The organism is Cyanobium sp. Maggiore-St4-Cus, assembly GCF_024345615.1.
GTDB classification, from domain to species: Bacteria; Cyanobacteriota; Cyanobacteriia; order PCC-6307; family Cyanobiaceae; genus Cyanobium_A; species Cyanobium_A usitatum.
This window is the reverse complement of sequence record NZ_JAGQBL010000013.1, coordinates 29,168-54,857: the sequence shown is the minus strand read 5'-3', so window position 1 is coordinate 54,857 and position 25,690 is coordinate 29,168. Positions and strand designations below refer to the sequence as shown.

The 25,690-nt window shown below is 62.5% G+C and carries 32 protein-coding genes; 20 read left to right on the top strand and 12 right to left on the bottom strand.

The annotated features are described in order from the left end of the window. The first annotated feature begins 53 nt into the window (after positions 1 to 53). Positions 54 to 290, top strand: a complete 237-nt coding sequence (rpmB, locus tag KBY99_RS12065; RefSeq protein WP_106501739.1) for a 50S ribosomal protein L28 — start codon at positions 54 to 56, stop codon at positions 288 to 290. A gap of 7 nt (positions 291 to 297) precedes the next feature. Beyond that, positions 298 to 876, top strand: a complete 579-nt coding sequence (locus KBY99_RS12060; RefSeq protein WP_254999292.1) for a peroxiredoxin — start codon at positions 298 to 300, stop codon at positions 874 to 876. Between the two features lie 43 nt (positions 877 to 919). Here the strand turns inward: KBY99_RS12060 and csaB are convergent, their stop codons facing one another. Continuing rightward, positions 920 to 1,999: a polysaccharide pyruvyl transferase CsaB gene (gene csaB / locus KBY99_RS12055; RefSeq protein WP_254999290.1), complete on the bottom strand. Its 1,080-nt coding sequence runs from the start codon at positions 1,997 to 1,999 to the stop codon at positions 920 to 922. A 73-nt stretch (positions 2,000 to 2,072) separates the two neighbouring features. Between csaB and KBY99_RS12050 the strand changes: the two genes are divergently transcribed. The 6 genes from KBY99_RS12050 to psaK are packed head-to-tail and all read left to right on the top strand — an operon-like array spanning position 2,073 to position 5,959. Then, a complete protein-coding gene (locus tag KBY99_RS12050) occupies positions 2,073 to 3,056 on the top strand; it encodes a sulfotransferase domain-containing protein (protein WP_254999289.1) in 984 nt (327 codons plus the stop codon). Positions 3,057 to 3,061: 5 nt separating this feature from the next. Further along, positions 3,062 to 3,928: a hypothetical protein gene (locus KBY99_RS12045; protein ID WP_254999288.1), complete on the top strand. Its 867-nt coding sequence runs from the start codon at positions 3,062 to 3,064 to the stop codon at positions 3,926 to 3,928. A 4-nt stretch (positions 3,929 to 3,932) separates the two neighbouring features. Then, positions 3,933 to 4,238: a DUF2499 domain-containing protein gene (locus KBY99_RS12040; protein WP_254936304.1), complete on the top strand. Its 306-nt coding sequence runs from the start codon at positions 3,933 to 3,935 to the stop codon at positions 4,236 to 4,238. Next, positions 4,235 to 4,564: a DUF3593 domain-containing protein gene (locus tag KBY99_RS12035; RefSeq protein ID WP_106501637.1), complete on the top strand. Its 330-nt coding sequence runs from the start codon at positions 4,235 to 4,237 to the stop codon at positions 4,562 to 4,564. Before KBY99_RS12040 ends, KBY99_RS12035 begins: the two co-directional genes overlap by 4 nt. Next, entirely contained in the window at positions 4,564 to 5,646 is a 1,083-nt protein-coding gene (locus KBY99_RS12030) for a transporter substrate-binding domain-containing protein (protein WP_254999287.1), read from the top strand. The genes KBY99_RS12035 and KBY99_RS12030 overlap by 1 nt, the downstream gene beginning before the upstream one ends. Before the next feature lie 55 nt (positions 5,647 to 5,701). Further along, positions 5,702 to 5,959: a photosystem I reaction center subunit PsaK gene (gene psaK, locus KBY99_RS12025; RefSeq protein ID WP_254941486.1), complete on the top strand. Its 258-nt coding sequence runs from the start codon at positions 5,702 to 5,704 to the stop codon at positions 5,957 to 5,959. Positions 5,960 to 5,983: 24 nt separating this feature from the next. Here psaK and KBY99_RS12020 read toward each other — a convergent pair whose 3' ends face one another. Further along, positions 5,984 to 7,192 (bottom strand): NAD(P)/FAD-dependent oxidoreductase, encoded by a 1,209-nt coding sequence (locus KBY99_RS12020; RefSeq protein WP_254999286.1) that lies wholly within the window; start codon positions 7,190 to 7,192, stop codon positions 5,984 to 5,986. Then, on the bottom strand, positions 7,182 to 9,110 hold the full coding sequence (dxs, locus tag KBY99_RS12015; protein ID WP_254999285.1) for a 1-deoxy-D-xylulose-5-phosphate synthase: 1,929 nt from the start codon (positions 9,108 to 9,110) through the stop codon (positions 7,182 to 7,184). The genes KBY99_RS12020 and dxs overlap by 11 nt, the downstream gene beginning before the upstream one ends. A 73-nt stretch (positions 9,111 to 9,183) precedes the next feature. Here dxs and ilvA point away from each other — a divergent pair, with 73 nt between their 5' ends. Genes ilvA through KBY99_RS12000 form a run of 3 tightly spaced genes read left to right on the top strand, consistent with a single transcriptional unit; the run spans position 9,184 to position 11,604 of the window. After that, a complete protein-coding gene (ilvA, locus tag KBY99_RS12010; protein ID WP_254999284.1) occupies positions 9,184 to 10,755 on the top strand; it encodes a threonine ammonia-lyase, biosynthetic in 1,572 nt (523 codons plus the stop codon). A 28-nt stretch (positions 10,756 to 10,783) separates the two neighbouring features. After that, the gene (scpB, locus tag KBY99_RS12005) at positions 10,784 to 11,293 is read left to right on the top strand and encodes an SMC-Scp complex subunit ScpB (protein WP_254941483.1); all 510 of its coding nucleotides are present in this window, start codon (positions 10,784 to 10,786) and stop codon (positions 11,291 to 11,293) included. Positions 11,294 to 11,316: 23 nt separating this feature from the next. Next, positions 11,317 to 11,604: a YggT family protein gene (locus KBY99_RS12000; RefSeq protein ID WP_106501631.1), complete on the top strand. Its 288-nt coding sequence runs from the start codon at positions 11,317 to 11,319 to the stop codon at positions 11,602 to 11,604. Here KBY99_RS12000 and KBY99_RS11995 read toward each other — a convergent pair. Both KBY99_RS11995 and KBY99_RS11990 read right to left on the bottom strand, forming a co-directional pair. Beyond that, positions 11,598 to 12,095, bottom strand: coding sequence for a hypothetical protein (locus KBY99_RS11995; protein WP_254999283.1), 498 nt, complete (start codon positions 12,093 to 12,095; stop codon positions 11,598 to 11,600). The two genes, KBY99_RS12000 and KBY99_RS11995, sit on opposite strands and share 7 nt — an antisense overlap. Before the next feature lie 11 nt (positions 12,096 to 12,106). Further along, positions 12,107 to 12,436, bottom strand: coding sequence for a nucleoside triphosphate pyrophosphohydrolase family protein (locus KBY99_RS11990; RefSeq protein WP_254999280.1), 330 nt, complete (start codon positions 12,434 to 12,436; stop codon positions 12,107 to 12,109). A 57-nt stretch (positions 12,437 to 12,493) separates the two neighbouring features. Here KBY99_RS11990 and pyk point away from each other — a divergent pair, with 57 nt between their 5' ends. The 4 genes from pyk to ftsH all read left to right on the top strand — a co-directional run bounded on the left by pyk (position 12,494) and on the right by ftsH (position 17,960). Continuing rightward, positions 12,494 to 14,278, top strand: a complete 1,785-nt coding sequence (gene pyk / locus KBY99_RS11985; protein WP_254999279.1) for a pyruvate kinase — start codon at positions 12,494 to 12,496, stop codon at positions 14,276 to 14,278. Positions 14,279 to 14,301: 23 nt separating this feature from the next. Beyond that, positions 14,302 to 15,531 (top strand): ABC transporter permease, encoded by a 1,230-nt coding sequence (locus KBY99_RS11980; protein WP_254999278.1) that lies wholly within the window; start codon positions 14,302 to 14,304, stop codon positions 15,529 to 15,531. Positions 15,532 to 15,661: 130 nt separating this feature from the next. Then, entirely contained in the window at positions 15,662 to 15,985 is a 324-nt protein-coding gene (locus KBY99_RS11975; RefSeq protein ID WP_254999277.1) for a DUF1830 domain-containing protein, read from the top strand. Between the two features lie 58 nt (positions 15,986 to 16,043). Next, entirely contained in the window at positions 16,044 to 17,960 is a 1,917-nt protein-coding gene (ftsH, locus tag KBY99_RS11970; protein WP_254999275.1) for an ATP-dependent zinc metalloprotease FtsH, read from the top strand. On the opposite strand, the gene KBY99_RS11965 is transcribed toward ftsH, so the two are convergent. Then, on the bottom strand, positions 17,961 to 18,266 hold the full coding sequence (locus KBY99_RS11965) for a hypothetical protein (protein WP_254999274.1): 306 nt from the start codon (positions 18,264 to 18,266) through the stop codon (positions 17,961 to 17,963). Positions 18,267 to 18,325: 59 nt separating this feature from the next. On the opposite strand from KBY99_RS11965, the gene KBY99_RS11960 reads away from it, so the two are divergent. Together KBY99_RS11960 and KBY99_RS11955 are read left to right on the top strand one after the other, a co-directional pair. Then, positions 18,326 to 19,507 carry an ecdysteroid 22-kinase family protein gene (locus tag KBY99_RS11960; RefSeq protein ID WP_254999273.1) on the top strand — a complete coding sequence of 394 codons (1,182 nt, stop codon included), beginning with the start codon at positions 18,326 to 18,328 and terminating at the stop codon, positions 19,505 to 19,507. Continuing rightward, on the top strand, positions 19,500 to 20,246 hold the full coding sequence (locus KBY99_RS11955; protein WP_254999272.1) for an outer membrane protein: 747 nt from the start codon (positions 19,500 to 19,502) through the stop codon (positions 20,244 to 20,246). The genes KBY99_RS11960 and KBY99_RS11955 overlap by 8 nt, the downstream gene beginning before the upstream one ends. A gap of 97 nt (positions 20,247 to 20,343) precedes the next feature. On the opposite strand, the gene clpP is transcribed toward KBY99_RS11955, so the two are convergent. Next, on the bottom strand, positions 20,344 to 20,934 hold the full coding sequence (clpP, locus tag KBY99_RS11950; protein WP_254999271.1) for an ATP-dependent Clp endopeptidase proteolytic subunit ClpP: 591 nt from the start codon (positions 20,932 to 20,934) through the stop codon (positions 20,344 to 20,346). Between the two features lie 76 nt (positions 20,935 to 21,010). On the opposite strand from clpP, the gene psb29 reads away from it, so the two are divergent. Further along, complete coding sequence (gene psb29, locus KBY99_RS11945; protein ID WP_254999270.1) at positions 21,011 to 21,727, top strand: photosystem II biogenesis protein Psp29; 717 nt, start codon at positions 21,011 to 21,013, stop codon at positions 21,725 to 21,727. On the opposite strand, the gene KBY99_RS11940 is transcribed toward psb29, so the two are convergent. The 4 genes from KBY99_RS11940 to petN all read right to left on the bottom strand — a co-directional run bounded on the left by KBY99_RS11940 (position 21,687) and on the right by petN (position 24,587). Next, the gene (locus KBY99_RS11940; RefSeq protein WP_254999269.1) at positions 21,687 to 22,982 is read right to left on the bottom strand and encodes a hypothetical protein; all 1,296 of its coding nucleotides are present in this window, start codon (positions 22,980 to 22,982) and stop codon (positions 21,687 to 21,689) included. The two genes, psb29 and KBY99_RS11940, sit on opposite strands and share 41 nt — an antisense overlap. Then, complete coding sequence (locus KBY99_RS11935; protein WP_254999266.1) at positions 22,979 to 24,232, bottom strand: CofH family radical SAM protein; 1,254 nt, start codon at positions 24,230 to 24,232, stop codon at positions 22,979 to 22,981. Before KBY99_RS11935 ends, KBY99_RS11940 begins: the two co-directional genes overlap by 4 nt. Before the next feature lie 80 nt (positions 24,233 to 24,312). Then, positions 24,313 to 24,465: a hypothetical protein gene (locus tag KBY99_RS11930; protein ID WP_254936322.1), complete on the bottom strand. Its 153-nt coding sequence runs from the start codon at positions 24,463 to 24,465 to the stop codon at positions 24,313 to 24,315. Between the two features lie 20 nt (positions 24,466 to 24,485). After that, a complete protein-coding gene (gene petN / locus KBY99_RS11925) occupies positions 24,486 to 24,587 on the bottom strand; it encodes a cytochrome b6-f complex subunit PetN (RefSeq protein ID WP_106501620.1) in 102 nt (33 codons plus the stop codon). 70 nt (positions 24,588 to 24,657) lie between these two features. Here petN and clpS point away from each other — a divergent pair, with 70 nt between their 5' ends. Together clpS and KBY99_RS11915 are read left to right on the top strand one after the other, a co-directional pair. Next, entirely contained in the window at positions 24,658 to 24,954 is a 297-nt protein-coding gene (clpS, locus tag KBY99_RS11920) for an ATP-dependent Clp protease adapter ClpS (RefSeq protein ID WP_254999263.1), read from the top strand. Beyond that, complete coding sequence (locus KBY99_RS11915) at positions 24,954 to 25,271, top strand: DUF2103 domain-containing protein (protein ID WP_106501619.1); 318 nt, start codon at positions 24,954 to 24,956, stop codon at positions 25,269 to 25,271. The genes clpS and KBY99_RS11915 overlap by 1 nt, the downstream gene beginning before the upstream one ends. Here KBY99_RS11915 and KBY99_RS11910 read toward each other — a convergent pair. Further along, on the bottom strand, positions 25,226 to 25,624 hold the full coding sequence (locus KBY99_RS11910) for a hypothetical protein (RefSeq protein ID WP_254999261.1): 399 nt from the start codon (positions 25,622 to 25,624) through the stop codon (positions 25,226 to 25,228). The two genes, KBY99_RS11915 and KBY99_RS11910, sit on opposite strands and share 46 nt — an antisense overlap. Between the last annotated feature and the right edge of the window lie 66 nt (positions 25,625 to 25,690).

Sequence of the window (25,690 nt, the reverse complement as noted above, 5' to 3'; positions counted from 1 at the left end):
TTGGTAGGATGATTTTTCGGGCTAGGGCCTGCAAGTCGTTTAGGAAATCGTTCATGTCCCGGGTCTGCCAGCTCACAGGCAAGCGCGCCAACAACGGCATGGCCGTCTCGCACTCCCACGTGCGCACCAAAAAGCTCCAGCAGGTGAACCTGCAAGAGCGCCGTCTGTGGTGGGCTGAAGGCAACCGCTTCATCAAGTTGCGCGTCTCCACCCGCGCTCTGAAAACCATCCAGAAGAAGGGCCTGGGCGCTTACGCCAAAGAGTTGGGCGTCAACCTGGCCAAAATCTGAGCCTGCGATGCGGCGTCGGGCACTTCTGCAGGGCCTAGTTGCTCTTCTGCCCGCAGCTGCGGGTGCTGCAAGCCTGTTGGCATCCAGCCGACAGGCTTTTGCTTTGGGAGGCACCCTGCCCGCACTCAACCAATCCGCCCCTGATTTCGACCTAGCCGGCATTGCGCCAGCAGCCGATGGTGAAGCCGTACCTACTCGGCTGAATTTGGCCGACTTCCAGGGCAAATGGTTGGTGCTCTACTTCTATCCCCGTGATTTCACCGGCGGCTGCACCATCGAAGCTCGTGGTTTTCAAAAAGACCTGGCCAGCTTCCGTGCCGCCAATGCGGCCGTGGTTGGAGTGAGTGCCGACGATGCCGAATCCCACGCCGATTTCTGCAGCAGCGAGGGGCTGGCGTTTCCCTTGCTATCTGATCCAGCTGGCACTGTGAGCCGCGCCTATGGCAGCTGGATCGCTCCCTTCTCTCAGCGCCACACCTTCCTCATCGACCCCTCGGGCATATTGCGCTCCACCTGGGTGGCGGTCCGTCCCAGCGGCCACAGCGCCGAAGTGCTCACCAGCCTTCGGGAGCTTCAGGCCAGCTGATCAGGCGCTAACGCAGCCAATTGGTCATAAAACACCCAATAGGTCATAAAACAGCCAGTGGCGCCAGACATGCAAATACTTGCTGGTGTACTTCGCTCTGCTGGCGCAGCTCCAGCAGCCTTGAAGCGGGTGGAGGGGTGTCTAGCGCCCTATCCCAGCTGGCCACCAGCCCAGGGCCGGGCGCCATATCCAGATTTTGACAGGGGCAGCCCAGGTTGGCGGCGGCGGCGGCCACCTTGGGGTCGTAGCTGAGGGCGGCGCAGGGCGCGCCGGAGAGGGCCGCCAGGATCAGGCCGTGCAGCCGCATCGCCACCACCAAGCCAGCGCCGCTGCATATGGCCATCGCCTCCTGGGGCCGCTCAGCCAGCACCTCCCGACTGCGGGCTGCCAGCCCTGGCGGCAGCAGCTGCTCGCGGCGCAGCTGCTCCAGCAGGCCCCGGTCCTGGTTGGCGTGGAAAGGCAGCCAGATCACCTCCCGGTTCTGGCTGGCGGCCAACTGATCCAGGGCTGCCAGATAGGGCCTCCAAGCTGAACCCTGCAACTGGCGGGTGGGGCGAAAGCAAAGCACCAAGGGGCCGCCCCTACCCCGCCATTGCTGGGGAGGTAGGCCCCAGACCGGATCGCTGCCCACGGGTCCGTCACGCCCCAGGCTCCTGGCCAGGGCAGCCGACTCCGGGTCGCGCCAGCTCACAGCCGTTGCCAATCGCAGCAGGCGGCCCACCAGCAATCGGCTGCGCCGCCGCTGCAGGGGTCCCAGCCCCTGGCCCCAAAGCAGCACAGGCTTGGCCTGCAAGCGGGCGGCCCCAATCAGAGCTGCGTAATAGAGCAGGCTCTTGAAACTGGTGGAATCCTGCAACAGGCTGCCGCCGCCAAGCACCAAGGCATCACAGTGGCGCAGCGCCTTGAGCACCAGGGGCAAGCTGCGGCGCGCCACCGTATCAACCCCAAAGCGCTCCCGCACGAGGGCACCGTCGTGGGCCGTAACCGTGGCCTGATAACCCCCTGGCAACTGGCTCAGCAGCACCTCCAGCAGGGCGTCGTCGCCCAGGTTGTGCTCGCCGTAGTAGCCGCAAAGCAACAGCCGCGGGGTCGGCTCCGAGATCTCCTGGCGGGTTGCGACCACAGACCGCTCGAAAGCACCCAAATAGCCTTTTAGCCTACCTAAGTTCTCCGCAGCATTTCCACTATTGCGGTTGGTGAGCACTGACTCTCAATGCCCTGACCCTCAATGCCCAGACCCGCGATGCAGTGACCCGCAACTTACGCGCCACATCCGCAATCACCACTTCGATAGCCAGCGCTGGAATGGGCTGAACCTGCGCGACGACGACATCATCATCGCCAGTCCGTACAAGAGCGGAACCACTTGGCTGCAGTCGATCGTGGCCCATCTGCTCTTTGAGGGCGAATTGCCTGCCTCGCTGGCAGAGCTCTCTCCCTGGCTGGAGGCGAATTATCACGATCTTGAGGCCCTGCAGCAAACCCTGGAGCAGCAACGCCACCGCCGCTTCATCAAGAGCCATCTACCGCTGGATGCCCTCCCCTGGGACCACCAGCGCTCTTTTTTATACATCGCCCGCGATGGACGGGATGTGGCGATGTCACTCTGGAATCACTACATCAATTGGAGTGACGAAGCCCACCAGCTGGTCAACCAAGTGCCCAACGAGCGGGGCGACACCTTTCCGCACCCCCCCGCCGATGTGCACACCTTCTTTGATGACTGGCTGCAACGCGGCTGGCTGGGTTGGGAGCAGGACGGGTGGCCCTACTGGTCGTTCTTTCACAACGTGCAGTCTTGGTGGGATCACCACCAACAACCAAACATTCTCTTGCTCCACTACAACGACCTCAAGGCCGATCTCCTTGCTCAGGTGCAGCGGATCGCCTGCTTCCTGGGCATAGACCCCGACCCGGAGCGCTTAGAAATGGTGTGTGCCGCCGTCGACTTCAAAGCTATGCGGCGGCGCAGCGCCACCTATGTGCCCTGCGGCGGGCGTCTCTGGAAGGGGGGCGCCGAATCTTTTCTCTACCGGGGTACCAACGGGCGTTGGCGGGGGGTGCTGCGGCCGGAGCAGCTGGAGGCCTACGAGCGGGTGAGCCGCAGCGCCCTTAGCCCCGACTGCCACCATTGGCTCCATCGAAGCTGCGATCAACAACTGCCCACGGTGGCTGGCTAGGCGCGATGGTCACCGTTGAGACACTGGAAGCTCTGGATCTTTTGATCTGGCTGGGGAGTGGTGTCCTAGCCGGAGACCGGGCCCGCTGCAATCAGAGCACGGTCTCCCGTCGGGTCAGTCAGGCCGAGTCCAACCTCGGCCTCAAGCTGCAACGCAGAGGCGGCCAGTGGCACCTGAGCGGAAATTCCCTGCTGGTGCGAATGGAGAGAGAGGTGCACCAACTCAATCGGATCCATGGCCATCGCCCCCTGCGGCTTCAGGCTCCAGCCTGGAGTCAAGACCACCTACTTAGGCCGCTGCCGAAGAACTGGATCATCAACCCCAGCGACGCGCCGGGGTCGCCCCATCACTGTCTGGACCTGCTGAAGGAGCGGGTGGTCGACGCCTGCCTGGCAACCCTGCCCGAACGACCGTCCTGCGACGACCATCGCTTCACCTGTTTCGACCTCTACCGCTCGCCAATCCATCTGGTGACCCCGGCGGACTCTCGTGTGGTTGATATCTCCAGCCCAACCCGACTGGAGATCGGATCGTGCTGCCAGATCGCGACCTTCCCGTTCAATCCCCACGCCCAGAAGCTGTTCATCCAAAACTTCTTCCAGCATCACTTCCAGCCAGACCAGACCCAAGCCGTAACTAAAAAACAACAGAAAGAGGCCGTGTACTTCGCCAATAGCCTGATCCTCAAGACCCTGAGAACCACCCTGCCGGTCGTTGAACTCGATGTCGCCGTGCCCTCCCATTACGTCGAGAGCCTGGTGGTGCTGCACGACAACCGAAACGCGCCGGCCATTGCCGAACTGGTCGACACCCTGCGCCGTCGCATCCAGGACCTGTCACGCTCCGAAGAGAAGCTCACGCCCCTGCTCTGACCCCATGCATGCCCTCTCCCTACCCACCTGGTGGATTCACGTCACCTCGGTGCTTGAGTGGGTGGTAGCGATGGTGGCCGTGCAGCGCCTGGGGGTGGCGCGCCGGGAGGGTGGTTGGCGTTGGTTGAGCCTGGCAATGTTGCCTGCCTTGGTGAGTGCCATGGCTGCCTGCACCTGGCATCTGTTTGACAACAGCCCAAACCTGCAGGGCCTGGTGGTGTTTCAGGCGGGCCTCACCACCATTGGCAATGCCGCCCTGGCCCTAGCAGCCTGGAACCTGCTGCGCCAGCAGCGGCAGGCGGCGCCATGAGCGGTCCTCTCGGCTGGCTTGCCGGCATCGACCCCACGCCTTTGTTTGTGCTGTCGCTACTCCCCTATCTGGCCTTCCTTTGGTGGGCAGGGCGGATTGAGGGGTTCCCCAAGCTGGCCCTGCGGGGCTTTCAATTCACCCTGGTGTTTGTGGCCGTAACCATTGCCGCCGCCATCGTGGCCCAACTGCGCTACGGCGAGCTGCTGGCCAATGTGGATTCCCTACATGGGGGAGCTGAATCGCTGCTCACGATCTCCAACCTGCTGGTGGTGCTTGGCTTCAGCGGCATTGGCGCCGTGATCACGGCCCAACCGCCCCGATCCTGATGCTCTGGCTTCTGGCGATCGTCGTCAGCCTTGCCGCTGGGCCCAGCCAGGCTGCACCCGTATTGAGAGTCGGCGTGGCGGATGGCTCCCAGCCCTGCTCCTATCGCCAGCGGGGCAGCTGGAGTGGCATGGCCGTGGAACTGTGGCAACAGGTCGCCGACCAGGAGCAGATCCCCTACGTACTGGTCCCAGCTGACAACACAACCGAGCTGCTGGCGGCCACCAAGCGCAACGAAGTGGACGTTGCGATCGGCTGCATCACCATCTCACCAGAACGCATCCGCCAGAACCGCTTCAGCCTGCCCTTTCAGGAATCGGGCTTGGGGGTGATGGTCAAACGCAACCAGCTGGAGCTAGGCAGTTCCCTGCTGCGCAGCCTGCTGGCGCCTGATCTGATCAGGCTGCTGCTGGCCTACGTGGTGCTGATAGGCATGTTGAGCGTGGCTGTCTGGCAGGTGGAGCGCAACGGCAGCAAACCCAGCAGCTGGGAGATCGGGCCGCGACGCGCCTTCGCCCTGATCTTCCAGGTGCTGGCCACCGGCCCTGGCACAAACACCGTTGTTGTTAGTACACGGGGCCACACCTTTGTCTTTATGGCCTACTTGGTGCGGATCATCACGGCCTCGCTGCTGGTCAGCTACGTCACCTTGAACGTCGTGCGGGGCAACCAGGAATTGGCGAGCCACAACATCCGCAGACTCAACGATCTCGCCGGCCAGCGGGTTGCCGTGCGGCCTGGCACCGTCAGCGACGATCTACTGCAAAGACTCAACGACTCCGGCCTGCAGCCGCCGATTCAGCTGCGCGAGCTCGATCAGGTGATACGTGCCGACACCCTGCTGGCTGCTGATGCCGTGGATGCGGTGCTCGCCGACGACATCCAGCTCGACTTTTTGCTGCAGCAACTGCCCCACAAGCTCTACGGGCTGGCGCTGCGCAACCTCAACCCCCAATCCCAGGCATTCGCCCTCTCACCAGGCATCAGCAAAGACCTGGAAACCCGGATCAATGAAGCGCTTGGCAGGCTCAAGCGCGATGGCGTAGTCACCCGGCTGCGGCAGCAGGCAATGAACAAGTCTTAAGCCGGGTCATCCATAGGCGGTGCTGCCCGGAAGATGGGGCGTTGGCACCTGCTCCATGATCGCTCCCCTCCTGGCCCTTGCCCCCGCCACCATCAGCTGGTCACCCAAGGTGGCGCTGGTGATGATTGTCTGCAACGTGATTGCCATCGCCCTTGGCAAGGCCACGATCCAACATCAAAACGTTGGTCTGAAGCTGCCCAGCGCCGGCCTATTTGGCGGTTTCAGCCACGGCGCCATGCTCGGCACCTTGAGCCTCGGCCACATCCTCGGCATGGGCGCCATCCTTGGCCTGGCCTCCCGCGGCGTGGTTTAAGGGCCTGGGTTCCAACCTCAGGGCTCAGCGCCAACCCAGCAAGTAGGGCAGCGCTTTAAGCCCGTAGCGCTCAAAGCGGTAGTCAAACAACAGGGCGGAGAGATCCTCCGCCCGCCGGGTTTGCAAACCAGCCAGCAGACGCTCCAGGCGCGCATCGGCCCTGGCATCAGCCAGTCCTAGCCAGGTGCGCCTAGCTAGGCGGCCACTCAGGCTCCAGCGCCAGCCCAACTCCCGCCTTAGCAGGCTTTGGTATTGGTCTAGGACGGCCAAGCCAGCTGGCTTGGCCAGGGCCTTCAGCAGCAGCGGTGCCAGCACCCGGGCACTGGCTAGGGCGTGGCGGATGCCCTCCCCACCCAGCAGGTTGGCCGTGCTCACAGCATCACCCAGGCCGATCAACCTGCCCAGCCGGTGTGGTTCATGGCGGCGGACCGTGCTGCGAATGCGGCCCCCATGGCGATCGAGCACCTCGGCTTGGCCTAGGCCGCAGCGCTGCACCAGGGCGCCCAGCTCCAGAGCCAGCGCTGGCTGGGCACGGCTGGGATCGGCCAAGCGGCACACCCCCACCTTGAGCTGGCCCGGTGCCATCGGAAATATCCAGCCGTAACCCTGGCGTACCCAGTCGCTGCCAAGGAAAAAACTGAGCCGGTCTGCCCAGGGCCGGTGCTGCTCGGGATGCACCTGCAGCAACCATTCCACCCCCAGGCCGGCCACCAGCGGATCGGCCAGCTTTGCCTGCTCGCCAATCAGGGCTCGGCCCTCGCCGCTGGCATCCACCAGCCAGCGGCTGCGCAGCAAGCGGCGACCAGCAGCGCCATCCCGCACCACGGTGCAAACGCCAGCGCCATCTTGATGCCAGCCAATGGCCGTGACGCCGAGCTGCAGGCGAGCGCCCCAGGCCTGGGCCTGGCCAGCTAGCCACTGGCGCAGGGCGCCAAAATCGAGCACGGCGCCGAGGGGTTGCTCTGCGCTCCACAGCCGCCGCTGCTCTCCTGGTCCCACCAGTTGCCAGCCACTCCAGCGCGCCGCCACAACGTGAGCGGGTATGCCAAAGCGATCGAGGGTCTCAAGCGGCAGGGCCGCACTACTGAAAGCGGCCTGACCCAAATTCTTAAGCCGATCAACCAGCAGCACATCAACCCCAGCCTGGGCAAGTAGGCGGGCTAGCTCAGCACCCGAAGGGCCAGCACCCACCACAAGCACCTCGCAGTCGTAGGGCTCCGGTTCAGACAGCAACGGGCGCAGCCGAAGCAGGGAGACTGCTTTGAAGCGGAACACCAAAACGACTGATGATCCGCTCCGCCATCTGGGGTGGGGTGAGGCCCAGGCTCTGCTTGCTCTGCTCCGGGCTGGCGTGGTCCACGAGCACGTCGGGGATGCCGATGCGCAACACGGGCACCAGCACGTCGTGGTCGCTGAGGGTTTCCACCACGGCGGCACCGAAGCCACCAGGGAGGGCGCCCTCCTCCATGGTCACCACCTTGCCGATGCGCTTGGCCATGGGAAGAATCAAGGCCTCATCTAAGGGCCGCAGGAAGCGGGCATTGATCACGGCCGCCCTCAGACCCTTTTCCTGCAGCAATCCGGCTGTAGCCATCGCCGGGGCCACCATGGCGCCGTAGGCCACGATCAGCAGGTCGTCGCCGTCGGTAAGCAGCTCGCCCCGGCCGATCTCCAGGGGTTCAAAGCCCTCTTCTGCCAGGGGCACCCCCTCGCCTTCGCCGCGGGGAATGCGCAGGGCGCAGGGGCCGCTGTGGTGAATTGAGGTCACCAGCATGCGCTGCAGCTCAGCCTCATCCTTGGGGGCCATCACCGTGAAATTGGGGACGGAGCGGAAGTAGCTGATGTCGTATTGACCCTGGTGGGTAGGGCCGTCAGCGCCAACGATGCCGGCCCGATCCAGCACAAAAGTGACCGGCAGATTCTGAATGCCGACGTCGTGAATCAACTGGTCGTAGGCGCGCTGCAGGAAGGTGCTGTAAATCGCCAGCACTGGCTTGAGCCCTTCACAGGCCATGCCAGCCGCCATGGTCACAGCGTGCTGCTCGGCGATGCCCACATCAAAATATTGATTGGGTAGGGCCTTCTCCAGCAGATCAAGGCCGGTGCCGGTGGCCATGGCAGCGGTAATACCCACCACTGTGGGGTCCTGTTCGCAGAGCTTCACCAGTGTCTGGCCAAACACCTTGCTGTAGCTGGGAGGCTTCGGCTTGCTGGAGGGATAGGCCTTGCCAGTGGCCAGATCAAAGGCGCTCTGGGCGTGATAGCCCACCTGATCGGCCTCGGCGTAGGCGTAGCCCTTGCCCTTGGTGGTGGCCACATGCACCAGCACAGGCCCCTCGGTGCGGTGGGCCTGTTCAAAGGTGCGCACCATGCCGGCGATGTCGTGGCCATCGATGGGGCCGATGTAGGTGAAGCCCAGCTCCTCAAACACCGCACCCACCTTGGGCACCGCCAAACGCTTCATGCTCTCTTTGAGCGTCTTGAGCTCGTTGGGCAGCTCACCGTGCAGGAAGGGCAGGTGCTTGATCGCCTCCTCGGCATTGCCCTGCAGAAATTGCAGGGGTGGGCTCAGCCGCATGCGGTTGAGGTAGGTGGAAAGGGCCCCCACCGGAGGGCTGATCGACATGTCGTTGTCGTTCAGCACTACCAGCAGCTTGGTTTTCGGCAGGTGGCCGGCGTGGTTAATCGCCTCTAGAGCCATGCCACCAGTGAGGGCGCCATCGCCGATCACCGCCACACATTTGAAGTCTTCCCCGCGGCGATCGCGGGCCAGGGCCATGCCTAGGGCAGCCGAAATCGAGGTGCTGGCGTGTCCGGCACCGAAATGGTCAAAGGGGCTCTCGCTGCGCTTGAGATAGCCGGCCACCCCGTTCTTCTGGCGCAGGCTGTCGAAATCCTTGTAACGGCCAGTTATCAACTTGTGGGGATAGGCCTGGTGACCCACGTCCCACACCACTTTGTCGTGGTCGAGATCGAGGGTTTGATAGAGGGCGAGGGTGAGCTCCACCACTCCCAGCCCAGGGCCTAGGTGCCCGCCGCTGGTGCTCACCACCTCCAGATGGCGCTCACGAATCTGGCGGGCAATTGCTTCAAGCTCTGCCGTGCTCAGGCCGTGCAGCTGATTCGGGTGACTCAGCTCGCTGAGATGCATGCACAACCCTGGAGGTGGGGTGCAATCTAGGCCTTGGCTTCCGCCCAGGGGTGCGAATTGCGACACTGGTGGGATGAGCGAGGCCCCTGAGAGCTATCTGCAACGGATCCTGCGGGCGCGGGTCTACGACGTGGCGATTGAATCGCCACTGGATCCTGCGCCGAATCTCTCGGCGCGCCTGCACAACCGGGTGCTTCTGAAGCGTGAGGATCTGCAGCCCGTGTTCAGCTTCAAGCTGCGCGGCGCCTACAACAAAATGGCCGGCCTCTCGCCTGCCGAGCTGGAGCGGGGCGTGATCGCCGCCAGCGCCGGCAACCATGCCCAGGGAGTGGCGCTAGCCGCCCAGAAGCTGGGCTGCAGGGCCGTGATTGTGATGCCTGTCACCACACCGGAGATGAAGGTGAAGGCGGTGGCGGCCAGGGGCGCCGAGGTGGTGCTGCATGGCGACAACTACGACGCCGCCTGCACGGAAGCCACGCGCCTGGGCATGGAGCGGGGGCTCAGCTTCATCCATCCCTTTGACGATCCCGATGTGATCGCCGGTCAAGGCACGATCGGGTTGGAGATCCTGCGCCAGTGCTCCTCGCCGCCTGACGTTATCTACGTGGCCGTAGGCGGTGGCGGCTTAATCGCCGGCATTGGGGCCTACGTCAAAACCCTCTGGCCCCAAGTTCAGATCGTTGGCGTTGAGCCAGTGGACGCCGATGCCATGACCCGCTCCCTAGCCGCCGGGGAGCGGGTGCAGCTTGAGCAGGTGGGCCTTTTCGCCGATGGCGTGGCGGTGCGCCGCGTCGGTGAGCTCACTTTTGAATTGGCAAAGCAAACGGTGGATCGCATGGTGACAGTCGACACCGACGCCATCTGCGCAGCCATCAAGGACGTGTTCGAAGACACCCGTTCGATCCTGGAGCCTGCCGGAGCCCTTGCCATAGCCGGCATGAAGCGCGATGTGGTGCAACAGGGCTTGCACGGCCAAACCTTGGTGGCGGTTGCCTGCGGCGCCAACATGAACTTCGACCGGCTGCGCTTCGTGGCCGAGCGCACTGAGATCGGCGAAGACCGCGAAGCGATGCTGGCGGTGGAAATCCCCGAGCAGACCGGCAGCCTGCGGCGCTTCTGTGGTGTGCTGGGCCAGCGCAGCCTCAGCGAGTTCAGCTACAGGCTGGCCGATCCCAGGGTTGCTCACATTTTTGTAGGGGTGCAAACCAGTGGCACGGCCGACGAGCAGCAACTGATCAACGACGTGCAGAACGCCGGCTTCCCCTGCCTCGACCTCTCCAACAACGAGCTGGCCAAGCTGCACCTGCGTCACATGGTGGGCGGCCGCCTGCCCGCCAGCGCCGGCCCGGCTCTCGCTCAGGGCGAAGAGCTGCTCTATCGCTTCGAGTTCCCCGAAAAACCAGGCGCCCTGATGGCGTTCGTAAACGCTTTACACGCCAACTGGAATATCAGCATTTTTCACTACCGCAACCACGGCGCCGACGTGGGGCGGATCGTGGTGGGGGTGCAGGTGCCTCGCGCTGACAGACCCGCCTGGCAGGAGTTCCTCGATGGCCTGGGCTATCAGCATTGGGACGAATCGGCAAACCCTGCCTACAAACTGTTTTTGGGGCCCAGCTCAGCGCCCCTGCCAGCCCTGGCATGAGCCAAAAAAGCTGCGGTAACCTGCGGCCATGCAAAGCACGGGGCTGATTCAGGGCCTATCCCTGCCCGCCCGGATGGAGGCGATCCTCTACTTGAAAGGCCGGCCCCTCAGCCTGGCAGAACTTGCTGAGATCGCTGCGGTTAGCCGAGAGGAGGCGGAGCTTGGCTTGATCACCTTGATCACCGACTACGCCCACCGGGATACGGCCCTGGAGGTGCGCCAAGAGGGCAACCGGTACAGCCTGCAGCTGCGCGATGGGCTGGCAGACCTGGTTCAAAACCTCCTGCCCGTGGACCTATCCACGGCCGCCCTGCGAACCCTGGCCACGATTGCCTTAAAAAAGCGGATCTTGCAATCGGATCTAGTCGAGTTGCGCGGCTCCGGCGCCTACGACCACATCAAGGAGCTACTGGCCCAAAATTTCATCGAGCGCAAGCGCCAAAGCGAGGGCCGCTCCTACTGGCTCACCCTCAGCGAGAAGTTCCACCGCACCTTCGCCATCAAGGCTGAGGCTGACCTCTGGAAGCAAGCTGCCTAGAGTTGGCCCACTAACAAAATTCCATGGACGCCCTGAGTTTCCTGCTGCAGGTTCTGGCCCAGACCCTCAGCATCTACACCCTGGTGTTGCTGGTGCGGGTGTTGCTGAGCTGGTTTCCCAATCTCGACTGGAGCAACCCCGTGCTTTCGACGGTGAGCTCGATCACCGATCCCTACCTGAACGCCTTCCGCGGCCTGATTCCGCCCCTAGGCGGCCTAGACCTTTCGGCGATCGTGGCCTTCATTGCCCTGCAATTGGTGCAGAGCCTGCTCGAAGGCGCCAGCGTTTCGGTGCTCGGAGCTGGTTACTGATCAGCTAATGCCTGTTCAAGGGGCAGCAGCTCGTCATCGGCGCCAGCGCGGCTGCGCACCGGGGCACTGAAACCCCTTGCCTTGACATTTCTGAAGCTGAGCGGTCCAGGGGTGCCAGCCGGCACCGATAGGCGCAGGGCAAAGGCAGAGGTGCCTGGTGGCACATCACCAATCGAACCCACCCGGGTGCGGTTTTGCAGCACCGGCTCGCCACTTGAATCAACGATCAGGGCAAAGACGTCGGTATCAACAACGGGCTTGCGGGTGGGATTCACCACGCTGCCGCGCAGGGCGTAGCAGCTGGCGCCAGCAGGACGCCGCAATTCCGGCTGGGCGCCGATGTCCTCTGCGGGGCAGGGCTCGATGCTCAGGTCAGATACCTGCAGATCAGCTGCCCAGGCAGGAGCTGGCAGCACCAGAGCACAAATGACTAGTAGGCCGAGCAGCCGCCCCAGCCACTTGGCGAGTGCATGCCGTGGCCCAAGCTCCATACCTTGCTTGCTCACCGCCTGTCACCACTGCCTCCGATCACGTTACGGGCGGCGCGGCTGGCCAGTTTGTCGAGGTTGGTCTGGGCAATTTGCTCTAGCTCCAGGCCAAGTTCAGTAGCGAGCTGGGCCACGTACCAGAGCACATCACCAAGCTCGAGCTGCAGGTCTGCAATCACCTCCGGCGAGAAGCTGCCCTGACGGTCGCGCAGCACCTTTTTGACCTTGTCGGCCACCTCACCAGCCTCACCGCACAGCCCCAGGGTGGGATAGATGGGGTTGGCGCCGGCATCTGGGTAGCGGGCCGTGGCGCGGCAGCGCTCTTGGTACAGCTGAAAATCCACCTATGGCAGCCCATCGCAGGCCTGGATGGTAGTTTCCAGTCGTCTGTTGGCGTTTACATGCCCCAGCCCGATCTCATGCGTCGCACCAAGATCGTGGCCACGATCGGGCCTGCCACGGAATCCGCCGAACGTCTGCGCGAGTTGGTTGCCGCCGGCGCCACTACTTTCCGGCTCAATTTTTCTCACGGCGACCACAGCGAGCATGCGGCTCGCATCGCCACGATTCGTCAGGTGTCAACGGAGCTGGGCATTGAGCTCGGCATCCTTCAAGACCTGCAGGGTCCCAAAATTCGTTTGGGCCGTTTTGCCGATGGGCCGATCACCCTGGCCAAGGGCGATCAGTTCACCCTCACATCTAGGGATGTGGCCTGCAATCAGAAAATTGCCACCGTCACCTACGCATCTCTGGCCGATGAGGTGGTGCCAGGCAGTCGCATCCTGCTGGATGACGGTCGGGTGGAGATGGTGGTCGACAGCGTCGACAAGCCCGAGCAGACCCTGTTCTGCAGCGTCACCGTTGGTGGAGTGCTCTCTAACAACAAGGGGGTCAATTTCCCCGATGTGCAGCTCTCTATACGTGCCCTCACCGAGAAAGACCGCATTGATCTGGCATTTGGGCTGAAGCAGGGGGTTGATTGGGTGGCCCTCAGCTTTGTGCGCAACCCCTCGGACATGCGCGAGATCCGGGAACTGATCCGCAGCCATGGCCACGAAACCCCCGTGGTGGCCAAGATCGAAAAGTTTGAGGCCATCGATCAGATCGACGACATCCTGCCCCTCTGCGACGGGGTGATGGTGGCTCGGGGCGACTTGGGCGTCGAGATGCCCGCCGAAGAAGTTCCCCTGTTGCAGAAGGAGCTGATTCGCAAGGCCAACAGTCTGGGCATCCCGGTGATCACTGCCACCCAGATGCTCGATTCAATGGTGAGCTGCCCCAGGCCCACCCGGGCCGAGGTGAGCGACGTAGCCAACGCCATCCTTGATGGCACCGATGCCGTGATGCTCTCCAATGAGAGCGCTGTGGGCGATTTCCCCGTAGAAGCGGTGGCCACCATGGCCATAATCGCCCGGCGCATCGAGCGGGATTACCCCCGCCGGGTGCTCGATAGCCACATGGCAACCACCATCCCCAATGCCATCTGCCAGGCGGTGAGCAGCATTGCTCGCCAGCTGAATGCGGCCGCAATTTTGCCGCTCACCAAGGGGGGCTCTACGGCTCGCAATGTCAGCAAGTTCCGCCCCAGTACCCCAATTTTGGCGATCACCAGCGAGGTGAATGTGGCCCGGCAGCTGCAGCTTTGCTGGGGCGTCAACCCCTTGGTGGTGGAGGAGCAGAGCTCCTCCACCAGCACCTTCAGCCTGGCCATGGGCATGGCACGCGAGCTGGGCTTTCTTCGTGATGGTGACCTAGTCGTTCAAACCGCCGGCACCCTCTCGGGAATCAGCGGCTCCACCGACTTCATCAAGGTGGGCATCGTCTCCGCGGTGCTCTCTAAGGGAACCGGCGTCGGCACTGGATCCGTGAGCGGTCGAGTTCGCCTGGTTGACAGCCCAGAGGCAGCGGCGGCAATCCAATCTGGCGAAATCCTGGTGGTGCATGAAACCTGCGCCGATTACGTCGAGGCGATTCGCAAAGCCAAAGGGGTAGTTACGGAAGCCGGTGGCCTCGAGAGCCATGCCGCCTTGATCGCCGAGCGCACTGGCGTACCAACGATTGTGGGTGTCTGTAACGCGATCGCAAACCTGCGTCAGGGGGAAATCGTGACCCTGGATCTGCAGCGCGGCGAGGTGCATCGAGGCGCCCGCAGCCACGACGCTGACGACAGACCCGCCATCGTTTAGGGCCAGCAGCCGCCACCGCAGCCATGCCAACCAAGCTCCCCATGCGGGAAACCGTCGGCATGGCCCTGAGCACCCTGCGCTCCAATCGGCTGCGCAGTTTGCTGACCATGCTCGGCATCGTCATCGGCAATGCCTCCGTGATCACCTTGGTGGGGGTGGGGCGAGGCGCCCAGAACCTGGCCGAAGGGCAGCTAAGCAATCTCGGCGCCAACGTGCTGTTTGTAGTGCCTGGCAGCAACGACACCCGGCGCCAGGGCATCGACTTCCCCAAAAACCTCGTGCTTGAAGACGCGGTCGCCATCGGCGAGCAGGTACCAAGCGTAAAGCGGGTAGCCCCCCAGATCACCTTGAGCGGGGTGGTTCAGGCGGGCGGCCTGAGCAGCAGCACGTCAATTTTCGGTGTTACACCGGAGTTTCTGCCGGTTCGTCAATTTGAGATCGCCCAGGGGCGCTTCTTCACCGCCAGCGATCTCAACGGCGCTCGCAATGTCACCGTTGTGGGGCCCGACTTGGGCACAAAGATGTTTCCAGGCAAGGCGCCAGTGGGGCGCCAGCTGCGTATTCGCAACCAGCTGTTCGAAGTGATAGGCGTTCTTGAACCCAAGGGCGCCGTATTTGGTCAAAACCAAGACGAGAACGCCTACGTGCCCCTCAGCACCATGGTGAGCAAGCTTTCAGGACGTGACCCCACCTACGGGGTCAGCCTTAATTTCATCAGCGTCGAAGCCCGCGACGAGCAGAGCACGGGGGCCGCGAGCTTTCAAATCACCAACCTGTTGCGCCAGCGGCATCGGATCCTGCGGGAAGACGATTTTGCCGTGCGCTCCCAGAAAGATGCCCTCACGATTGTGAGCACGATCACTGGTGGCCTCACCTTGATGCTGGCTGCCATTGGTGCCGTGTCGCTGCTGGTGGGCGGCATCGGCATCATGAACATCATGTTGGTGTCGGTGAGTGAGCGCACCGAAGAGATCGGCCTGCGCAAAGCCCTCGGCGCCCGCAGCGGCGATGTGCTGCTGCAGTTTCTGGTGGAGTCGCTGGTGCTGGCCAGCCTGGGGGGCGTGATCGGCAGCGCGGTGGGCATTGGCACGGTGGCTGTGGTCGGCGTTCTTACACCCTTACCGGCATCGATTGGTGCGGCCACGGTGCTGGTCACGGTGGGGCTATCCGGTTCGATTGGCCTTTTCTTCGGCGTAGTGCCCGCCCGCCGGGCTGCGCGCCTCGACCCAATCGTTGCCTTGCGCAGCCTTTGAAACGTTCTGGTGAGCCGGCAACGACGGGACGAAACCAGAAAGAACCATTAAAAATCGAAAACAGTGGCGTACGTCACTAAACCCGCACTCAAGCCAGTGGCTTTATGGGTGGAGAAATCGGGATTCAGACGTGGCCCAATTGGCATGCAGTTACCGCAATACCAGCGATCGGATGGTGATACTGCGCTGCATCGGTCCCGAGCAGTTCTTCCTCGAACGAGTGGTGTTTCCCTTCGAGCTACTCAGCTTCCAGTGCCCACAAAGCAGCGTGGTGAAGATCTGGACCCACGGCCTTGGTGGGCCCGAATTGGTGGAGACCGTTAACTCCGGCGATCTGCTCAACGATCCACCGTCCCTACCAGCTCAAGCGGCCCAATTCGAAGCGCTGCCCAGTTCCCGCGGCTACGTCCCCGGTCTGCTGGATGGCGAGCTGCCCTGGGCAACGGCGAGCTGAAGCTCGGCGCGGGGAGGGGGCCTGGCGCCGTTACACTTGTCAACAAAGTGTCTCAGCTATGAACCAGCGCTGGCGTCTGATTGCCCTCTGGCTGCTGCCCCTGGCAGTGGTCGCATTCCTCGGCTGGCAGCTGCTTGGTAACGGCGGCACGGCCCGTTTCAAACCAGAAGGCGCCACGGTTGCTCCCCGCAATGCGGCCATAGCCCGCATGAGCTACGGCCGCTTCCTCGATTACGTGGATGCGGGCCGGGTAACGGCGGTTGATATTTTCGACGGCGGTCGCAGTGCAGTTATCGAGGCTGTGGATCCTGACCTCGACAATCGGGTGCAGCGTCTGCGCGTAGACCTGCCCGGTGTTGCTCCAGAGCTGGTCAACAAGCTCAAAGAGCAGGGCATCAGCTTCGATATCCATCCACCCAAAACAGCTCCACCAGCTCTTGGATTGCTCGGCAATCTCCTCTTCCCATTGCTCCTGATCGGTTCGCTGATCTTCCTTTCACGCCGCGGCAACGGCATGCCCGGGGGCCCCGGTCAGGCGATGCAATTCGGCAAAACCAAGGCCCGCTTCGCAATGGAAGCTGAAACTGGCGTCAAATTTGACGACGTGGCTGGTGTTGAAGAGGCCAAGCAGGACCTCCAGGAGGTTGTCACCTTCCTAAAAACCCCCGAGCGCTTCACTTCAGTTGGCGCCAAGATCCCCAAAGGTGTGCTGCTCGTAGGACCTCCCGGTACCGGCAAAACCCTGCTAGCCAAGGCAATTGCTGGTGAAGCCGGAGTTCCCTTCTTCTCGCTTTCAGGATCTGAATTCGTTGAAATGTTTGTTGGCGTGGGCGCCAGCCGGGTTCGCGACCTGTTCAAGCGGGCTAAGGAAAACAGCCCTTGTTTGATCTTCATCGACGAAATTGATGCGGTGGGACGCCAGCGTGGTGCTGGTGTCGGCGGCGGTAACGACGAGAGGGAGCAAACCCTCAACCAGCTGCTCACCGAGATGGACGGCTTTGAAGGCAATAGCGGCATCATCATCATTGCCGCAACAAACCGAGCCGATGTGCTCGATTCAGCCCTGTTGCGCCCAGGTCGTTTCGATCGCCAGGTTCAAGTTGATGTGCCAGACATCAAAGGGAGGCTGTCTGTGCTCAAGGTGCACAGCCGCGATAAAAAGCTGGCCGATGATGTGAGCCTTGAAGTGATTGCTCGCCGTACACCAGGCTTCTCCGGCGCCGATCTCGCGAACCTGCTCAATGAAGCGGCAATCCTCACGGCCCGGCGCCGCAAGGAGGCAACTTCACTTGCCGAAATTGATGATGCCGTCGATCGGATCATTGCCGGCATGGAGGGCAAGCCCCTCACCGATGGGCGCAGCAAGCGCCTGATCGCATATCACGAGGTTGGCCATGCCCTGGTGGGCACCCTGGTGCAGGCCCATGACCCCGTTCAGAAGGTCACCCTGATCCCACGTGGCCAGGCCCAAGGACTTACCTGGTTCTCCCCCGACGAGGAGCAGATGTTGGTGAGCCGGGCCCAGCTCCGAGCTCGCATCATGGGTGCCCTCGGCGGCCGGGCTGCCGAGGATGTCGTCTTCGGCCACGCAGAGGTCACAACTGGTGCAGGTGGTGACATCCAGCAGGTAGCCTCGATTGCTCGCCAAATGGTTACCCGGTTTGGCATGAGCGATCTAGGCCAGGTCTCCTTTGAAGCAGGCAACCAGGAGGTTTTCCTGGGCCGCGACCTGATGACCCGCAGCGATGGCTCCGATCGCCTTGCCAGCAAGATCGATGATGCCGTGCGCCAAATGGTTCACAGCTGCTACGCAGACACGGTCAAGTTGGTGGCAGAGCACCGCGCCTGCATGGATCGGGTAGTGGAGCTACTGATCGAGAAAGAGAGCCTCGATGGCGAAGAATTCCGCGCCATTGTGGCCGAATTCACGGCAATTCCAGAGAAGGAGCGCTTCTCGCCCCTGCTAGCCGGCTGATCAAGCAGTAGCACTAGCCATCACAGGACCGGCATCCACGCGACTCGTCGTGGGTGCACTTTGTGGGTGCTCCGCTAGCCAGCGAGCCACCCAGCCCGCCGCCACTCGATTCGACTCCTCAGCTGCCTCACTGCTCTCAAACACGCTGAGGGAGATCATCCGGTCACCGGCCTCCCCCACGTCCACGAAGTAGTAAGCAATAAAACCCGGCAGGGCTTGCATTTCAGCTAGTAGCCCATCAAGCAAGGGCTGGGTGGCCTGAGCTGGATCCTTAATTCCCTCGTATTCGCGCAGAGTGGCGTACATACGGCAGTTCTGAAGTGCGCCCCAACTTGGCCGCGCTTTTCCGATCCGTCAACCAACCCGTGTTCGAAGCTGCCTGCTCCTCTGCTGCCTGGCCGGCACTTAAGGGAAACGGCCCCAACCCAACTAAAGTTCAAACCACGCACTCAATTGGACTTCTTGGTATGGCAGCAAGCGATCCCACAGAAATGCTGGTAAAGCAGCCCGAACCGCAGTGGATCGGCGAAGCTCTCGGCACCAATGTCAAAAGCCTGGAGGCGAAGCTGCTGGGGGAGGGCAGGGGGTTTCAATCGACCACTTGGCGCCTGGAGCTGAACTGTGATCCACCTGAAGAAGGGCCAGCAAGCGTAATTCTCAAAAGTGAAACCTCCAATAAGGACTTCAATGAGTTCAGCCGGCTGAATAATGCCTTTGGTCGTGAGGTGGGTGTTTACACTCACTGCACACCAAGATTAGAAAATCACAAACCCTCGGTCTTTGCAACCAATTCCTCTGAGCCATATTGGTTGCTGATCGAGGATCTGACCCACCTACGTTCAGGTGATCAAGTCATCGGACTCAGCTACCAGGAAACGTTGGCGACGATTAAACGCATGGCAGCTATCCACGCCGAATTCTGGCTTGATCCTTCCTTGAACCAGCACAGCTGGTTGCCAAACCATGGCTTCTGGTTTGCAGACCCCAAAGCCGAAATCGTTGATGATTTCTTTGCCACCTACGGCGTGCGCTTCGGCACGGATGTTTGCCGGTTATATCGCGCTGTACTGGAGCAAAGCTCTGACATTGATCAGGCTCTCAATGACAGGCCTTGGACCCTCGTCCATGGTGATCTGCGCGCCGACAATTTGCTATTCGGCCATACGCTGGAAGATCCGGAGTCGGTGATAATTGATTGGTCCTGGGCCAGCCGCAGTTCAGCCGCTATTGATATCGCCTTTTTGATTGGCGGCAGCACGCCCCAGGCTCAGCGGCTTGGACGTCATGAAGACCTGCTGCTGGGTTGGCACCAAGAACTACTCAAGCTTGGAGTTTGCGATTACTCGCTTGAAGAGGCCAGGTACGACCTGCAATTGGCAGCTCTACGGACCATCACTGCCGGCATAGCCATGCATTCCTTCACGGGCCCAGATATTCCGATCCGGGCAGCCCTGTTCATGGATGACGCGATCCAGCGTCATGCGGCCTACGCCTTGGAAATTGACGCCTGGCAAGCTCTGCCCGATCCGAGTGCCTGGAATGCCTGATATTGATGTAAATCTCGCCAACCCACCGCTGGCTTCCGGCCCCTATGTGCGCCTGGGGGCAGGCAGCGATTGGCCAAAGGCAAACGGTTTTAGTGACAACAACTGTGCCAGCCAGCAGCCACCTTCCCTGTTTGGTTGTCGCACTGGCAATAACGGCCAACCCCTTGGGGCATCAGGCAGCTTCAAGCCGGCAGCAGTGATCGATGCAGCGGCTGGATATCGCTTCAACAGCTGGTTGCGGGCCGAAGCCCTGCTCAGCTGGCGGCCAGAGCTTGAGTTCAGCGGCCAAAGCAACTTCTTGGGCCGTGCTGGGGCCAACCAGCCTGTGACTGGCTCCGCCTCCTCGGTGGCCGGTTTTGGGGTTGCCTATGTGGATCTACCCAAAGTGGGCCGGGTTCGCCCTTTCCTTGGCGCCGGCCTGGGTGTCGCCCGCAACAGCCTTAGCTCCGTTAGCTATCGCTTCCCTGGCATCGCTGCCAATGCTGCAACGGTCACCCCCGATGGCAGCTCCAGCGATCTGGCCTACCTACTCACCGCCGGCATCAGCATTCCCCTTAATAAGCGGCTAGATCTCGACCTGGCCTATCGCTTTAGCGACCTTGGGGATGTGCGCACCAGCAGTGGTCAAGCTGGCTTGTCGCGACCGACGCTGCCAGCAGGCACCACGATCCCTATCGGAGGAACCCAGGCGGCATTGCAATCCCATGGGGTGCAGCTGAGTTTGCGCTACTCGTTTTAATAAAACCTTTTAAAAAATCCTTTTTAAAAAATCCTTTTTAAAAACTCTTTTAAAAAAACCTTTAATCAGATCTTGACTGGAAATGCCAGCCAGTCCCTTAAACGGGACGCACGGGTCTCTTTTCGATCACCTTGTCGATTAGGCCGTACTCAACAGCCTCCGCGGGTGACATGAAAAAGTCGCGGTCGGTGTCTTCCTCGATGCGGGGCAGGGCTTGGCCCGTGCGATCGCTGAGCTCCTGGTTGAGCTTCTGCTTCAAGTAGAGGATTTCGTTTGCCTGAATGCGGATGTCGCTGGCCTGGCCGCGGGCGCCGCCCAAGGGCTGGTGGATCATGATCCTCGAGTGGGTGAGGCTGCTGCGCTTGCCCTTGGTGCCGGCGCAAAGCAGAAAGGCACCCATCGAAGCGGCCAGACCCACGCAGACGGTTTGGACATCTGGCTTGATGTGCTGCATGGTGTCAAAAATTCCCAGACCGTCGTATACCGATCCACCCGGTGAATTGATGTACATGAAAATATCCTTATCGGGATCTTCTGCCTCTAGGAAGAGCAGCTGGGCCACAACCCGGTTGGCCGACTCAGCAGTGACCGGTTCACCCAAAAAGATGATGCGCTCCCGCAGTAGCCGGGAATAGATGTCAAATGCGCGCTCACCCCGGCCCGACTCTTCAATCACGATCGGGATCATGGAGCTGAATTCGCAAGTGATTCCGATCCTACTGAGCCTGGGCGGCTAGGGTCGACCAACCTTGGCCTAATCCAGCGTGAGTGCAGCCCTCACCGTTGCCGACAGCAAGCGGGAGTTTCACCGCGCCTTCCCCCACGTGATCGCGCCGCTCTACCGCCGCATGGTGGATGAGCTGCTTGTGGAACTGCACCTGCTCAGCCGTCAAACCGGCTTTCGCAGTGACGCCCTGTTTGCCTGCGGCCTGATCCAGGTGTTTGACAGTTTTGCCCGGGGTTATCGCCCTGACGCCCAGCGCCTCCCCCTGCTCCAGGCCCTTTGTTCCGCTTCCGGCTTCGATGCCAACCAGTTGCGCCAGCAGCGTGACAGCGCCATGGCAGCCATGGGCAGCCACAGCGTCGAGCAGGTGAAGCAATGGATCGAACAGGAGGGTTCGGGCGCACCCGAACCCCTTGCGGCAGCTCTTGCTGACATCCGCCGCCCCGATTTCCACTATTCACGGTTGATGGCCGTAGGCCTGCTGAGCTTGTTGGAGCAGGCGCAGGGCGCAGACGGCTTGGATGCCTCCGCCCTGCGCAGCTATGCCCACGACCTGGGCGGCGCCATGGGCTTGCTGCGCGAGCGACTCGACAAGGACCTGAGTCTTTACGCCACCAACCTCGAGAAAATGGCCCAGGCCGTGGAACTAATGGCGGAAACGGTTGCTGCTGAACGCCGTAAACGGGAACGGCAGCAACAGGAAGCCACCGAGGCACCTACCGAGATTGCAGCTGAAGCCGCCCAGTCAGCTGGCTGAGGGCTGAGCCAGGAGCAGCTGGCACTGCCGTCAGGCTGAGCTGGCTTGCTAGTTGGACGGGCTTGGGCAATTCGGGCGGCAGCAAGCCCCGCTCTGCAAGCGCTGCAGGCCGCAGTCGCAACTGCATCGAAGCGCCGAGGCCAGGCTGTTTCAGCACAGGCGTGGCTGCTGCAGGAGTAGCGGCAGGTGGTTCGGGTCCAAGGAACAGCAGCAACTGGGGGCTGCCTGAACCAGCCAGCACCCAGCGCCAACCTCCCACGACTCGCCCATCCTGCTGACGCCAGAGCGTCGCGGCTAAGGCCTTGGAGCCAGATTGCGTTGCCTCGAGTCCCTGGGTCTCCAGCGGTTCAACCAGCCCGGCGAGCATCTGGTTCCAGGGACGCCGATCCCCGGAGACCGCCAACTGCAGCTCCAGACCCGTCTGGAAGGGCCCCTGGGCCAGTGGGCGCAGTCGTAATGCAAAGGGCACACGACGCAGCATGGTTATTTGGGCATCACCGATGCCGTAGCGAGCCGACAGCGGTTCCCTGATCAGCTGGCGGCTCAGCAGCCCCTGCAGTAAGCCCTCAAGGCCAGGACCGCGCCACTCCAGCAGCAACTCTGAAGGCAGGGGGGGAGGAACAACAGCTGGTGCCGCACGACCTGGGGCGGCCAGCAGGCCGCTGGCTGCAGCTGCTTCTCCAGCGAGCCCCAGGTTGGCCCCCTCGAGCTCGAGACTCAAACATCCCTCCTGGAAGCGTTGCAGCAAAGGGGCTGCAGGGCCCGCCATCACGCCGAGGCCAAGGGGGGCCCAGAAAACCGCTTGCTCCTGCTGCAACCGCAGCAGACAGCGCTGCTCTAGACCGCGGCGTTGACGTTGGGCCAACTTGAGCTGGTCTTGAAGTAGCCGCTTGGCAAGGGGATCGGCTGCCACGACCACGAGGTCATCAACCCGAATTCCATGGGGAGGCAGGGGGCTTCCTACTTGAAACTGATAGGCCAAAAAGGCGCCACCATCGCCATCGCGCCCCCAGAACTGCCACCAGAAGCGGCGCTGCTGACGCCAAATCTGACGCGCCTGAGCAGCGCCGAGGCGCTGGCTCCACAGGGCTGGCACCGGTCGCTCCGGGGCGGCGGGAAAGCTCTGCAGCAGGGCAGCCTGGCCAATCAACCGCTCCAGGCCCTCGGCCCGGGGCCGGGGGGATCGCAGCAGCAAGCCGGCGGGAAGCAGCAGCAGCAGAACAGTCAGGGTGAGGGTCCAGCGCAAGCGGGTCACGCCACAGCTCCGTAGAGGGTGGTGCGGCGCCGCACCGGACGGCCAAGCCGCTTGGCAGCCGCCTCAAGCGCCTGGGGGGACTGGCGGGTGCCGCCGCTGGCACCGGCCATCGTGGTGATGTGCTCCTCCATCAAGGTGCCGCCCAGGTCATTGCATCCCCAGCGCAGGGCCTCGGTGGCTCCAGGGAGGGTGAGCTTCACCCAGCTGGGCTGGTGGAAGCGAAACCAGGGCCCCAGTAACAGCCGGGCCTGGGCCGTGAGCCGCAACATCGCTGCAGGGTCGGGCTGGTCCCGTTGCACCCGGGAGCGCAGGGCAGCTGGCGCCGAGGCGCCCACAAAAGGCAGCAGCACAAACTCAGTGAAACCCTGGCGCTGATGCTGCCAGGCGTAGCGCTGCACCGCCACCAGGGTGAGCAGGTGAGCCACCACGTCTGCCGGGGACTCGATGTGGCCTGCCATCAGGGTGCTGGTGGCAGGCAAGCCGTGCTGGTGCACCTGGAGCATCACCGCCACCCACTCCCGGGCCGTGAGTTTCTCCGGACAGAGCACCTGCCGCACCGGCTCACTAAGCACCTCTGCCGCCGTACCCGGCACCGATCCCAGACCAGCCGCTTGCAGCCGCGCCAGCACCTGATCGAGGGGCAGCCTGTCGTGCTGGGCGAAATAAAGCAGCTCCTGGGGCGAAAAAGCATGAAGGTGCAACCCCGGTGCTGCCTGCTGCAACAGACCAAGCAACCGTTCGGCATAGGCCAGCTGACTGCCTGCCACCGTGGCGGCTGGGTTGAGTCCACCCTGGATACAGAGCTCAGTGGCTCCAGCCTCAAGTGCCTCGGCGGCTTTTTGCTGCAGGTCGGCTTCGCTAAGCCAGTAGGCGCCGGGGTCGCCAGCATCGCGGCGGAAGGCGCAGAAGCTGCAGTGCTTGATGCAGTGGTTTGAAACGTTGAGGTTGCGGTTCACCACGTAGGTGACGATGTTGCCCGCTAGTTGTTGACGCAAGCCGTCTGCAGCGCGGCGCAGCAATTCATCCTGCTCGGCATCAGCGGGGCGGCTGAGCAGGGTCAGACCGAGGGAGGCAAGCAAGGCCGGATCCCAGCTGCCCTGGTCGTACTTGTCGGTATCACTACTGAGCGACAGCTTCGGCTGGGCCGAGTCAATGGCCGCAACTAGTGCCCCTAGGTCGAGGATCTCTAGGTCAAGAGCATCTTGGTCAGGGGCTGCCGAATAGCTAGAGGGCTCAGCGGGGGGAGACACCAGCAACTCTGCTGCGCTCTGCCAGGCCCAATCCGCTAACCCAGCGGGAGTGGGGGATGGTGGCGAAGAGCCAGCTGGGCTCACTTGCGGCGCTTGGTTTCAAGGGCGTTGCGACGCCGACGATCGCTCCACTCGATGATGGAGAGATAGATCACGCCTCCGCTGACAAACACCAGCAGCAACACCGCGATTGCGGAAAGCACCTGGGAGGCGGAGAGGTTCAGCTCAGGCACAGAGGATCGTCAAAGCCAGGTCAGAACTTGATGCTGTTGTCGCCGTGACGACCCCAGACCACCATGGCGATGGAAAAGCTGAAAAGAGCAGCCAAGGAGGCCCAACCCGCAGAGATCAACATGGTGCAGCTTGCAGTCGTTGAAGGCACTTTACCTAGGCTGGAGCCCTAAAGGTGTTCGTCGTTGCAGTCCGTGGTTGTGGTCCTTTCCTCCGCCAGCCCCGTTCAGGAGCGACAGCGCCTGCGCCAGCCCTACCCCGATTTCAAGGTGGTGGTGCTTGACGACGACTTCAACACCTTTCAGCACGTGGTGGAAACACTGGTGCGCATCATCCCGGGCATGCTCGCTGATAAGGCCTGGGAGCTGGCCCACCGCATCGACGGGGAGGGTTCGGCGGTGGTGTGGTGCGGCCCCCAGGAACAGGCTGAGCACTACCACCAGCAGCTGGGAGCAGCCGGCCTGACCATGGCTCCTTTGGAGCGGGCCTGATGGGCCGGGTGGTCATCACCCACAGCACCTACGTGGAGGGGCTGATACCGCTGCTCAAGCAACTTGCGCTCTGCCCCGGCATTGACACCGTCACCCCGGCGGTGATCAGCCGCGTGCGTGGCCGCAGCAGCCAGATGCGGCTGCGGGTTTCAGCTCCCATCACCGGGGGGCACAAGCTCGTCGCCCGCCGCGGCAGCAGCGTGCAGGAGGTGTTTGTAGTCACAGGCTGGAGCCGCGAGCAACTGCAGCAGTGCCTAGATCGCTTGCTGGGTCAGACACCACCCAACAGCAACTCACCGGAGGGGGAACGCTCGTAGGACGCCGCTGCCTGAAAGCGGGCAAAGGCGCCTCCCTCCCGAAACCAGGGCTCGATTTCAAGACTGAGCCCAGTCGGCTGCAGCTGCCAGCGCTGCTGAAGGTAGGCGGCATATTCCTCGGGGGCGCTCTGGGCGGCCTGCCAATGCACCACCGCGAAGCTCAGGGCGCTTACCCGCACGGTGCCCCCTTCGGATTCCTGAATCTCCTCTTCAAACAGGAAGGTGCGGAAGCGATCCTGGGCGTCGCGTCCCTCGAGGCAGTATTTGCGCAAGTAGAGCTCCCGGGCGCGAGGAAAAACCGGGCCAGGCGCGAGGGCCAGAAGGGCTTCAAAGGCCTGCTGAAAGGACTCCATCGAGGCTGGCGGCCGAACCCGACCACGGCAGTAACAAGGTCCAGAATGGCCCCTGATCCCCACCGT